A 12,348-nucleotide genomic window follows, 5' to 3' on the forward strand; every position below is an offset into this window, starting at 1 on the left:
GCTGGTTGTATGAATAATGAACAGGTGTTGGAGCATTTAATAAGTAAGATTACTGCTCCTGATCAGGAAGTGGCGGCAGAAACCTCTGCGCACGTGGATTCGTTGACGAAGCCGCCGGGGAGTCTGGGCAAATTGGAAGAGCTGGTGATCCGTCTGGCAGGCATGACTGGCAATGCACGTCCGCGTTTTGATCACAGGGCGGTCATTGTCATGGCCGCAGATCACGGCGTAGTGGAAGAGGGCATCAGTGCTTTTCCTGCTGAAGTGACCCCGCAGATGGTCCTGAATTTCCTCGCTGGAGGTGCGGCGGTGAATGTGCTTGCCCGTCACGCCGGAGCAGATGTGATCTGTGTGGATATTGGTGTGAATGCCGATCTTGAACATCCGGACCTGCTTTCCCGTAAAATTCGCAAAGGCACGGCCAACATGGCCCGGGGTGCAGCGATGACCCGGGATGAGGCAGTCAGCGCTATCCTTGCAGGAGCCGAAGTTGTATCAGCAGAGGTGGCGAAGGGAACACAGCTGTTTGTCACCGGGGAGATGGGAATTGGCAACACCACTGCAAGTGCTGCGGTAATGAGCGCGTTAACCGGAGTTGCACCAGCTGCCGCCGTGGGGCGAGGCACCGGCATTGATGATGCAGGCTTGCAGCGCAAGGCTGCTGTAGTCAGCCGGGCGCTTAGCGTAAACGCACCAAACCCGGAAGATGCACTGGATGTTCTGTGCAAGGTGGGTGGACTAGAGATTGCCGGACTCACAGGGGTTATTCTCGCAGCAGCTGCTCATCGTTGCCCTGTCGTTGTAGACGGGTTCATCTCTACCGCGGCAGCGCTGGTGTCGAGACAACTTGCACCTCTGAGCACAGCCTATATGATCGCTTCTCATACGTCACACGAAAATGGACATGGAGCACTGCTGCGTGAACTGGACCTGAAAGCGATGCTGGATCTGGACATGCGTCTGGGTGAAGGCACAGGCGGGGTGCTCAGTCTTCATCTGATTGACGCAGCATGTCTCATTTTGAACGAAATGGCGACCTTTGCAAGCGCGGGTGTCTCGGACGGGGTAAGCCACGCTTCGGACTCCGCTGCGTCGGTTGATTCATCCTTGCAAGGAGAGAGTTCCCGATGAGCGTACTGGTGACAGGCGGCGCACGCAGTGGCAAAAGCTCCTTTGCCGAGCGTCTCTGCATGCAGCGTTCCTCGGAGGCGTGGTATGTGGCGACAGCTCAGGCGTACGATGATGAAATGCGTGAGCGCATCGCCATGCATCAGCATCAGCGCGAGGCATCAGGGTATCTGTGGCACACGATGGAAGAGCCGATACATCTGCCTGCTTTGATAAGCCGCATGGGTGAAGGGCATACAGGGACTTCTGCACCCACCATTCTGGTGGATTGCCTGACGCTGTGGCTGACAAATGTTTTGTTAGCACATGAGCATGACGAGAAACAGGTGTTACAGGGACATTTGGACGCGTTGGTTGAAGCGATTCGAACCTATCCCGGTTTGCTTGTTCTGGTTACAAATGAAGTGGGAGATGGGATCGTACCGGAATATGCCCTTGGCAGGAAATATCGGGATTTGGCCGGTGTACTGAATCAGCGTATTGCGGCGATATGCGGTGAAGTGTTTCTGGTGACCGTAGGCATTGCGATTGAACTAAAAAGCAAGGAGTACCGCTTATGAAGGATGGCACGCCTGCTCCTCAGCGTAAACATGCGGCGGCAGCCGCTTTTCAATTTTTGTCCCGTTTCCCTGTCAAAATGCAAATCGATTTTGTCCCGCCGTTGTTGCGGGAAAGTGTTATCTTTTATCCGCTGGTCGGTGCTGCAATCGGTCTGTGTGTCTGGCTCGCGGGAGCCTTAAGTGGTGCAGTGCTTCCGGCCTTTCCGGCTGCCGTCCTGACCTTGACGTTATGGGTATGGCTTACCGGAGGGCTCCATCTTGACGGATGGATGGATACGGCGGATGGCTTGCTCAGTTATCGTACCCGTGAACGGATGCTGGAGATTATGAAGGACAGCCGTGTCGGGGCAATGGGCGTGATCGCCTGCGTGTTGCTTCTGATGATGAAGGCTGCGCTGATCGCTGATTTTATTGCACGGGGCCACTGGGTTTACGGTGCGTTGCTGATCCTGCCCATGATCTGGAGCCGCTGGTTCATGGTGTATGCGATGTCGGCCTGGCCGAATGCACGCGAAGATGATGGACTTGCCGTATTGTTTAAAGGTCTGGGTGATCGGAAGGAGGTCCAGCGTGCACGCAGCTCAGCCGTTGGCCTGACCTTGATCGCAGGGGCAGTTACGTTTGCCGCGGTGTGGCTTTTCAAGCCGGATCTGGGGATTGCGGATGTGATGGTGAGTGGGCTGGGAACACTGCCATGGTGGCTATACCCGGTGACGGCAGTTATTATACTGCCTGTGGCGTGTTATTATATCGGCCGATTCGTGGCTGCCCGGATCAGTGAACGGCTCGGCGGTTTAACCGGGGATACGTATGGTGCCATGAATGAGCTGCTGGAGGCGGCTTTGTTGACTGTGCTGAGTGTGCTTCAAGGACTGTTCTGGCTGTAACTTTTGAAATATGAAGCAGTATGGAAAGTGTTACGCATGAGGTTGGGAGTAAGGTGATCTGGATATAACATGGAGACAGGGGGAGAGAGCGTGGAAGATAGGCCATCACAACCAGCGGCGGTACTGATGCTGCAAGGAACGGCTTCCGATGTGGGCAAAAGTGTCATCACAACGGCATTGTGCCGGATTTTTAAGCAGGATGGCTTCAAGCCTGCTCCGTTCAAGTCACAGAATATGGCACTGAATTCCTATGTGACGGAAGATGGCAAGGAGATTGGTCGGGCTCAGGGGGCACAAGCTGAAGCCTGTGGTATTGAGGCGACAACCGACATGAACCCGATCCTGATTAAGCCCGTACGGGACATGCATTCGCAGATCGTGGTACATGGTGTACCTTTTGCCCAGATGAGTGCATCGGACTACCGTCAGCATTTCCTGCCTGAAGCAAAGCAGACGGTGATGGATGCGCTGAATCGGTTGCGGGATACCTATGATGTGGTGCTGATGGAAGGAGCGGGCAGTCCGGCCGAGATCAATCTGAAGGACCGAGATATCGTCAACATGAATCTGGCAGGCTGGGCCGATGCGCCGGTGATTCTGATCTCCGATATTGATCGGGGCGGAGTGTTTGCTTCCATTGTAGGTACGCTGGAGTTGCTGGAACCCCATGAAGTGGTGCGAGTCAAAGGGTTCATTATCAACAAGTTCCGCGGTGATCTGTCCCTGTTGCAGCCGGGACTCGACTGGCTCGAAGAACGGACAGGCATTCCAGTATTAGGTGTATTGCCTTACATAAGAGATATTCAGATTGAAGCAGAGGATTCGGTGGTACTGGACTCCATGCGTCATGGGAAATCCGGCAAAACCGAGCTGGATCTGGTGGTGATCCGATATCCGCGAATTTCCAACTTTACAGACTTTGACGCACTTTCCCGTGAACCGGATGTGAATGTACGGTACGTGACCTCGCCAGAGGAATTGGGCAGTCCGGATGCCATTCTTCTACCGGGTACAAAGGATACCATAGGTGACCTGGCATTTCTGCGTGAGTCTGGGCTGGAGCAGGCGATTGCCAGTCAGACCGAGCGTGAGCATGTTCAGCTGGTAGGAATATGTGGCGGATACCAGATGCTGGGACGTCATCTGAAGGACCCGTTTGCTGTGGAGGCGAATCAGATCCAGGAAGCAAAAGGACTTGGCTGGCTCCCGCTATCGACAACATTTCTTCAGGAAAAGCAGACCGTCAGAGCTTCCGGACGGGTGCAGCCTGATCACCCGCTTCGTCTGTATGGTGAGCGAGATGTAGCAGATGCTTCATTACCCATTAACGGATATGAGATTCATATGGGCGTTACGGAGTGCCACGAGCCTGAACGTGTAACCGCGTTGTTTGAAATCTCACATCCAGGAGATCAACCTTTCCAAGAAGGCTGGGGCTCAGTAGATGGCAGGGTGTGGGGAACCTACCTGCATGGTTTGTTTGAAAGTGATCAATTCCGACGTTCTTGGCTGAATGCCTTGCGTGCAGGAAAGGGACTGGCTCCACTTCAGGAGACGTATAGTGCGCATGAGCGTAAGGAGATGGAGTTCGATCGGGTAGCTGAATCGTTGCGTTCGGCATTGGATATGAAGCGTGTGTACGAGATTATGGGTGTTCAGGCACCTGAGTGAAACAACAATACCCCCATGTCCGACAAACCGTTCTCTAGAAACGGAATGTTAGCGACATGGGGGTATTGTATATCCTATGATTAAATGAGGTTTAAAACAGGTGATGATAGGTTAATGGTTAACCTGTTAGTTTATTTTGAAATTTTTCATAGCGGATTGCAGCTCTACAGCTTGTTCATGCAGGTGACGAACTGTATTCGAATGTGAATCCATCTCGCTGAGCTGCAGATCTGCTGTTGAAGCAATCTGTAACATGCTCTCACGGGATTTGGTCGTAATCTGTGCCGTTTCTTCAACGGATGCACTCACTTCTTCAGCACCAGCAGATACTTGTTGTGTAGAAGCCGAGACTGTCTGAATGGTCAGATTCACGTTCTGAATCAATTCATTCAGTTGCTGGAAGGCTGAGCCTGCTTGTTGAACGACCGTTGTGCCTGAACCAATCTCCTGGGTTACACGGTTCATGGCATCAACCGAACGTTCAGCATCTTCACGAATGGTACCCAGATAATCCGATATTTCTTCCGTGGCTGTCTTGGATTGCTCGGCAAGTTTGCGAACTTCTCCAGCAACAACAGCGAATCCGCGGCCATGCTCTCCGGCACGTGCTGCTTCGATGGAGGCATTGAGTGACAGCATGTTAATCTGTTTGGTGATCTCAAAAATGGAAGCAACAATGGTGCCGATGGCTACCGAACGTTCATTCATAGTTTCCACATAACGCAACGATTCGCTTGCTGTCTGGCCTACACGCTCCATCTGCTCAATGGCATTCTGAGCCAGTCGGTTACCGTTAACTGCCTCGTTGGCTGCTTCACCAATCTGGTCAGACACTTCAGCGGAAGAAGAAGCAATATGCATGATACCTTGCGTAATTTCTTCCATAGCTCTGGCGTTCTCGGATGCGCTTGACGCAATGCTGATGCTGCCTTTTTCTGCATCTTCTGCAGAGCGGCTGGAGTTTCGAACCATACCGGACATCGATTCAACCCGCTGAAGCAGGTCATTGGAGCCTGATACAACTTCATTGGACGTGGACAAGGCACGGCTAATCATTTCTTTCAGGTTATGCGTCATCGTCTGGAAGCTTGCGGCAAGTTGGGCAATTTCATCTTTACCTTTGATCTCTAGTTCAGCGGTTAGATCACCCTGGGATATTTGTTTACTATGTTGGACGAGCTTGATGATTGGTTTGGTAACTCTTTTGATCATACTAGTGGAGATAAGCCAGCCGAGCACAAACACTAATGCTGTAATCCCAAGACACAACCAGAAAATCTGAGTAATCTTGTCTTGAATGAACTGGGCATCCATGCTCACAGCCATAATCATGTTACTTCCTGCAATGGGGATAAAGGCTGCTTTATGTACACCAAAGGAATCGGAGTAGACCTCACTGATTACCATTTCTTTGTTCTCAATAGCTGCATTCATTGCAGGTTCTACACTAATCTCATCCTGGGCTTTCATGTTTGAGGAAGAGTTTGCCACAACCACTTTGGCTGAGCCATCTTGAATAGCAACAACGTAAGCTGCATCCAGATTATGTTCTTTTGCTTTATCTGCCAGGTACGATTCCACGGTCATGGCAGCACCTTCAGAACCGGCTCCGCCACTCTGTACCTGCAGGATTTTGGATGCTGAAGTATTCTTGTATATATCCTGAATGGACGTGTTTAGGACTTTGTCAAACTGCGGTAGCACGTAGCTTTGAATAATATTCATCGATACGGCGTAAAAACTAATACTGAACAACAGGGAAGCAACCAGCAGAACGAGGAACAAAGTGCCTCTGATTTTACCGGCAACGGTGCGATTACGAAACATATGATCATCCTTTCACGTCATGTTCATTAACATTATCGCTTTTCCGTAATCATAAGACCTATCTACCAATGAAGAAAGACCTAAGTTATACGTTGAGAAAACTTGGGAATAAGCGGATATACCTATATTACAAAATTAACCGGAGGTTGAATAGAACAATTTTCACGATTTAGTGTATTTTTTTCAGAAATAGATGAATCTGTTACATGCATATTACATAATATCAATTAATACCTACCAGAATAGTTTGTTATATGTTATATTGTAAAATGTCTTTGTCGGAAGTACAAAAGATAGAAGAGAAAACTGGATATGTTCCGGTTACACACATGCCTGAGGAGGATTTAAAGAAATGGATACTTTTCTAGTCATATTGAATGTAGTGGTTATACTTGCCTTACTTGGCGTCCTCTACTGGATGCAGAAAAAGCATATCTCCTTTACGAAACGCGTATTTGCGGGTCTGGGACTGGGGGTTGTTTACGGGGTTATTCTCCAATTGGTGTACACATCAGGTTCTGATGTAGTTACGAAATCAGTCGATTGGTTCAATCTGGTCGGTTCAGGATATGTTCGTTTGTTACAAATGGTCGTGATCCCATTGATCATGGTGTCGATCATTTCTGCCATTATGAATCTGAAGGGCAAACAAAATCTCGGCAAGATGAGTGTTTCCATTATTGCCATTCTGTTGATCACCACAGCGATTGCCGCAGGTGTCAGCATTGTAACGAGCCTTGGCTTTAACCTGACTTCCATTGAGATTCAAGGAGGAGACCGGGAGAATGCGCAGATTCAGAAGGTGGAGGAACGGCTTGTTGATGTGAAGGATCAGACCATCCCGCAGCAAGTGCTGGAATTCATTCCTTCGAATCCATTTGCAGATATGACAGGAGAACGTCGTACATCCACACTGGCGGTGGTTATCTTCTCCGCGTTTATCGGTGTAGCCGTTCTTGGACTGGATCGCAAAAAACCTCAGCAGGCGGAGACGTTCCGCGGTATGGTTAATGCGGTATATGCGGTGGTTATGCGAATTGTTACACTGGTGCTGAGGCTTACGCCTTACGGGATTTTAGCACTGATTACAAAGGTAACGGCGACAACCAATGCGGAAGAGATATTAAAGCTCATCAAATTCGTCATTGCGTCCTACGTGGCCCTCATCGTGATGTTTATTATTCATCTGATCATTATCTCGCTGTCCGGCTTCAACCCGGTTACGTATTTAAAGAAGGTGCTACCAACACTGGTATTTGCCTTTACATCCCGTTCAAGTGCAGCGGCGATCCCGCTGAATGTGGAGACACAGACGAAGAAACTCGGCGTATCGGACGGCATTGCGAACCTGTCTGCAAGCTTTGGGGCTACGATTGGGCAAAACGGCTGCGCCGGGATCTATCCGGCCATGCTGGCGGTGATGATTGCTCCGACGGTCGGCATCGACCCGCTGAGCTGGGACTTCATTGTGACTCTGATCCTCGTAGTCATGATCAGTTCGTTTGGTGTGGCTGGCGTTGGCGGCGGGGCAACCTTCGCTTCCCTAATCGTATTGTCCACCATGAATCTGCCTGTGGCTCTGGTTGGACTGCTCATTTCCGTGGAGCCGCTGATCGACATGGGTCGTACAGCGCTTAACGTGAACGGGTCGATGACATCAGGACTCGTGACGAGCAGAATTTTGAAGGAAAACGATCGGGACACGTTTAACGATCAGAGCCGTGAGCTGGATTCTGCGGCTCAGGCTTAATACAAAATGGATTAGATAGAAGCTCACATTAAGATAACTAGAGCCGTCTACAAATCAAGTAAGAAAAGCCGTCCTTCGGTGGAATCCGGAGGGCGGTTTTTTTGCGGCAATCAAACTATGCTGTGCACAGTGGTGAAGGGGTCTTCTTTTTCTATACATGGTGCAAGGGGAATAGAGGTAGGAAAAACTAGTATGGTCGAGAGGGAAGCGGGAGGAATATAGAAGGGGTCGTAGTCACTCAGGCACGCTTGGAGTTATTTAGTTCTGTTCATGGGACGAGAAATGTGATAGAGTATTCATGTTTTGGCCCTGAGCCAAACCGCGGTTCGTAACCATCCCGCGTAATCAAAACTAGGAAGGCAGTGTATGTATTTATGTTTAACTTAGGGTGGGGAGCAGTTTTTGTTCTCGTAACTTATGGATTTTTCCTGTTGTGTTACCGCTTGTTCGGTAAAAAAGGTCTCTATGCCTGGATTGGTGTGGCTACGGTTATAGCCAACATTCAGGTGACCAAAACGATAGATATCATGGGAATTGTGCTGACGCTTGGTAACACGATGTATGTCAGCATGTACCTGACCAGTGACCTTCTTAATGAGAAATATGGACCAGGTGAGGCACGCAAAGCCGTATGGTTCGGGTTTTTCACGCTCATCATGACAACGGTTCTGATGCAGATGGTGTTGTTCTTTGAACCGGCACCAACGGACTTTGCACAGGAATCTATGGCGAAGCTGTTTGGACTGCTGCCACGTTTGGCACTCGGAAGTCTGACGGCATACTTCATAAGCCAGTTCCTGGATGTTCGATTGTACTCTTGGCTGCGCAAGGTGGCCCCAGGGCGCAATCAGTTGTGGATACGCACCAACGGTAGTTCGATCATCAGTTCATTTGTGGATACACTGGTGTTCTGCACGATCGCGTTTGCGTTCATCTACCCTTGGGATGTTTGGCTGGAAATCTTCCTGACTACGTATGTTATCAAATTTGTATTAACTGCGGTCGGAACGCCATTTCTGTATGCTGCACGTAGCTTTAAGTTTAAGGATGAAGCTTAGACAATATTCAAAGAGTATCACTTAAAAAAAACCTCTGCGCGGTCAATTGTAATTCGGACTCTGCAAGGGTTTTTTTCATAGAAAAGACCCGAAACAAGAAAAATCCTTTTTACATTTTTATGAAAAAGTTATAATATAAACGACCTGTCGTTATGAGCGTGTATCAATAGGAATGATCATTTCATACAAAGGGGAATCGCACATGTACTCTACACTGCGTTATACACTGGAAAGCAATGGCACAACCTACGAGAATGATAACATTAATGCTTCGTTATTGGTGGAGTTGATCTCCAATCTGGAATTGCAGGAATTCGTAGTACTTCAACCTTCGGAGCTGGTGGAGGGAAGTATGTATATGCAGGCTGCTGCGCTTGAGGAACCAGGGCAGATGGTGGCGGAGATTCGTTTGCAGGAAGGCGAGGACGGTTTCCGACATTACAGCTGCAGAACAACAGATACGACTGGGATTATTCAATGGTTTCTGGATTACTGGGGGAAGCAACAGCTGCCACAGCTGGAGTCTTGGCAGGATATTACGCATGAGTTTGACTAATGGTAAATGAGTGAGCAGGAATAAAATTACGTAGAATGCAGACGGAGTAATTTAGGATATGCTTTGTATTAATTAAAATCCCGCAACCCATGATATTCATGGATTTGCGGGATTTTTGTGTTCGCGTGTGTACTTGCTACTTTTTCTGTATACAGGCCTGAGGCGTACGCGAAAAGAGTATATTATTTTGAAGATACAGTTCAGCACAGTTTCGTGCAGTTTAGTTCATGATGCATAATATCGGCTGAGCATTGATGTATATGGGCTGTTTTGACATAGATCCAATTGGATTAGTCGCTAAGGATTTGCAGTTCTTTTGGATATGTCGTCAGAACTTCGATACCCGTCTCGGTCACAATTACATCATCTTCGATACGGACGCCGCCTGCTGCGGTATAGATGCCCGGTTCAATCGTGAATACGGTACCTTCATTCAGGATGTCCATATTCTCTCCATGGAGAGAAGGATACTCATGTACGTCGATACCCAATCCATGGCCTACTCTATGCATAAAGCGCTCGCCGTATCCCGCTTCTTCCGTGACCTGGCGTGCTGCACGATCCACTTCGGCGCAGGTGATGCCTGGTTTCACGATTTGGATAGCAGCTTCGTTCGCTGCGAGTACAGTGTTATAGATGGTTTTGAGTTCAGGTGAGATGTCACCAAAGGCGAATGTACGTGTGATATCCGAGGCATATCCTCCAGCATACACACCCATATCAAACATCAACAGGTCACCATGTTGCAGTTTCCGTTCACCGGGTGTACCGTGTGGCAGACCTGTTTTGGGTCCCGTGAGCACCATGGTATCAAAGGAAGGGCCGTCGGCACCCAGCTTTTTCATCTGATACTCCATCTCGGCGACAAGTTCGATCTCGGTTACACCTGTGCGAACATGAGAGAGTCCTTGACGCAATGTTTCTTCAATCAGATAAATGGCGTGGCGAATGCGGGCTACCTCATCCGGTGTTTTTTTCACACGTAATGTGCGAAGCAGGGGGCCAACATCTTCAAAGCTGGCAGCACCTAGCGCGGCGGTCAGCTGCTCATAACGTGCGACCGTCACGTATTCTTTCTCGAGACCAACTCGGCCCAAGCGCCCCTGATAACGATCAAACAAAGCGTATGGATTATCCGTATCCGTGTGAGTGGCAATGTTGGATACCGAAGAAGCGGCTGCGGCAGCTTCAGCATCGAGCGCAGGTACAATCAACAGGGGCTCTTCGCCGCGTGCGAGAACCAGACCTAGGAAGCGTTCATGCGGATTGCTCGCAAATCCAGTTAAATAGTAGATATGTTTTGGATCTGTGATCAGCATGGCGTCCAATCCTTGCCCGGACAGATTGGCTTCAAGACGAGATAAAGGGTTTTGATTCATAAGTGTAGTTGTCCACCTTTCCATTCATACTATCCTTCTATTATAAAAGATTATGATGGAATTCCAAACCGCAGTGATTTCATGTCCTCGAAATCCCTTGAATTCTCGGTTTAAGTGGTTGGTATGAAGGGTAATACAGGGCGAAACCGCTTTACAGATGAATAATAACACCACAACTATAGCGAACAATAAGTTAACAATACGTTGAAGCTTGGCTTATTTATTTTATACAGAAGAACGAAATACGAAGGGAGATGTAATCATGAATAATCGAGTAACCGTTCCGCTGTATGCTTCATTATTAAGTGTGGCACTGTTAACCGCGTCATGTTCTTCAGGCGAACCTTCTACGGGAGGAACAGAGCAGACGTCTCAGGGACAGGGAACAGGTCAGGGACAGACGGCCAACGGAGGCAATACCGGTGCAAGTGGAAATGAGAGTGGAGCGCAGGGAGAGACGGTTATTCCGTATCAGGCTTCCGTACTGGTTGAAGGATTGAATGCACCATGGGAGATTGTGAGTGTGCCTGATGGTCGGATGTTTGTAACGGAACGCCCTGGTGCGATTCGGGCCATTGAGGATGGAAAACTAGCCCCTGAACCACTGATTGAATTCTCAGCCCCATTTAATGAAGAAGGTGAGGGAGGTCTGTTGGGTCTTGCAGCTGATCCGGACTTCGAGGATAACGGTTATTTGTATGCATACCACTCCTACCTGGAAGGCGACGACATTGCGAATCGAGTGTTACGTCTCAAGGTGAATGATGGCAAAGCGGTCATAGATCAAGAGTTGCTTGGTAACATTCCAGGCGGAACAAATCATAACGGTGGGCGGATCAAAATTGGCCCGGACAAGTTGCTCTATATCACGACAGGTGAACGTTATGAACCGGAATTGTCACAGAACGAAGATAGCCTTGGAGGTAAAATATTGCGGATAGGTCTCGATGGATCGATCCCGGCAGACAACCCATGGCCGAATTCACCTGTATACAGTATGGGACACCGTAACGCACAGGGACTGGCATGGAATCCGGACAACGGTTACCTCTATTCTACCGAGCATGGTCAGCGGAATCATGATGAGATTAACCGGATTGTAGCTGGTGAGAATTATGGCTGGCCCGAGGTGGAGGGAGACGACGATGACAATGGCGCATATCAGGCTCCGCTTGCACATAGTGGGAACGATACATGGGCGCCGTCTGGTGTAGCTTTTGTAGAAGAAGGACCTTGGGCTGGATCAATGATTGCTGCAAATCTGCGTGGAGAGCAGCTGCTGAAGGTCACTCTTTCGGAAGATGGCACACAGGTGGAGAAGGTGGAACCCATCTTCGAAGATGAATGGGGCCGGATTCGCAATGTGAGTGCTGGTGAGGACGGGAAGTTGTATGTGCTTACGAACAATCGGGATGGACGGGGATCACCACGAGATGGAGATGACAAGCTGATTGTACTTACTCCGGAGAGTTGAGTCGGGGTTAAGGGGAAAGATACTGTGCAGATGCCAGGTGTAATATAAGATACTGCGT

10 protein-coding genes are annotated in these 12,348 nt (G+C 49.2%); 8 read left to right on the forward strand and 2 right to left on the reverse strand.

What is annotated here, in order from left to right; all coding sequences use genetic code 11:
• The first annotated feature begins 9 nt into the window (after positions 1-9).
• From cobT to MHI48_RS07565, 4 genes are all read left to right on the forward strand, one after another.
• A complete protein-coding gene (cobT, locus tag MHI48_RS07550) occupies positions 10-1,131 on the forward strand; it encodes a nicotinate-nucleotide--dimethylbenzimidazole phosphoribosyltransferase (protein WP_076319169.1) in 1,122 nt (373 codons plus the stop codon).
• A complete protein-coding gene (gene cobU, locus MHI48_RS07555; RefSeq protein ID WP_076251579.1) occupies positions 1,128-1,688 on the forward strand; it encodes a bifunctional adenosylcobinamide kinase/adenosylcobinamide-phosphate guanylyltransferase in 561 nt (186 codons plus the stop codon). The genes cobT and cobU overlap by 4 nt, the downstream gene beginning before the upstream one ends.
• Positions 1,685-2,575, forward strand: a complete 891-nt coding sequence (gene cobS, locus MHI48_RS07560) for an adenosylcobinamide-GDP ribazoletransferase (RefSeq protein ID WP_076319138.1) — start codon at positions 1,685-1,687, stop codon at positions 2,573-2,575. The genes cobU and cobS overlap by 4 nt, the downstream gene beginning before the upstream one ends.
• A gap of 69 nt (positions 2,576-2,644) precedes the next feature.
• Entirely contained in the window at positions 2,645-4,246 is a 1,602-nt protein-coding gene (locus MHI48_RS07565; protein WP_051449630.1) for a cobyric acid synthase, read from the forward strand.
• Positions 4,247-4,372: 126 nt separating this feature from the next.
• Here the strand turns inward: MHI48_RS07565 and MHI48_RS07570 are convergent, their stop codons facing one another.
• The gene (locus tag MHI48_RS07570; RefSeq protein WP_036669134.1) at positions 4,373-6,073 is read right to left on the reverse strand and encodes a methyl-accepting chemotaxis protein; all 1,701 of its coding nucleotides are present in this window, start codon (positions 6,071-6,073) and stop codon (positions 4,373-4,375) included.
• A gap of 352 nt (positions 6,074-6,425) precedes the next feature.
• Between MHI48_RS07570 and MHI48_RS07575 the strand changes: the two genes are divergently transcribed.
• From MHI48_RS07575 to MHI48_RS07585, 3 genes are all read left to right on the forward strand, one after another.
• Entirely contained in the window at positions 6,426-7,823 is a 1,398-nt protein-coding gene (locus MHI48_RS07575; RefSeq protein ID WP_036669135.1) for an L-cystine transporter, read from the forward strand.
• Between the two features lie 374 nt (positions 7,824-8,197).
• On the forward strand, positions 8,198-8,881 hold the full coding sequence (locus MHI48_RS07580; RefSeq protein WP_036669137.1) for a queuosine precursor transporter: 684 nt from the start codon (positions 8,198-8,200) through the stop codon (positions 8,879-8,881).
• A gap of 202 nt (positions 8,882-9,083) precedes the next feature.
• Positions 9,084-9,437: a hypothetical protein gene (locus MHI48_RS07585; RefSeq protein WP_036669139.1), complete on the forward strand. Its 354-nt coding sequence runs from the start codon at positions 9,084-9,086 to the stop codon at positions 9,435-9,437.
• A gap of 290 nt (positions 9,438-9,727) precedes the next feature.
• Here MHI48_RS07585 and MHI48_RS07590 read toward each other — a convergent pair whose 3' ends face one another.
• Positions 9,728-10,816, reverse strand: a complete 1,089-nt coding sequence (locus tag MHI48_RS07590; protein ID WP_036669140.1) for a Xaa-Pro peptidase family protein — start codon at positions 10,814-10,816, stop codon at positions 9,728-9,730.
• 262 nt (positions 10,817-11,078) lie between these two features.
• Between MHI48_RS07590 and MHI48_RS07595 the strand changes: the two genes are divergently transcribed.
• The gene (locus MHI48_RS07595) at positions 11,079-12,290 is read left to right on the forward strand and encodes a sorbosone dehydrogenase family protein (RefSeq protein ID WP_036669142.1); all 1,212 of its coding nucleotides are present in this window, start codon (positions 11,079-11,081) and stop codon (positions 12,288-12,290) included.
• Positions 12,291-12,348: the final 58 nt, after the last annotated feature.

It is taken from the genome of Paenibacillus sp. FSL H7-0942 (assembly GCF_045040715.1).
In the GTDB taxonomy this organism is placed as follows: Bacteria; Bacillota; Bacilli; order Paenibacillales; family Paenibacillaceae; genus Paenibacillus; species Paenibacillus amylolyticus.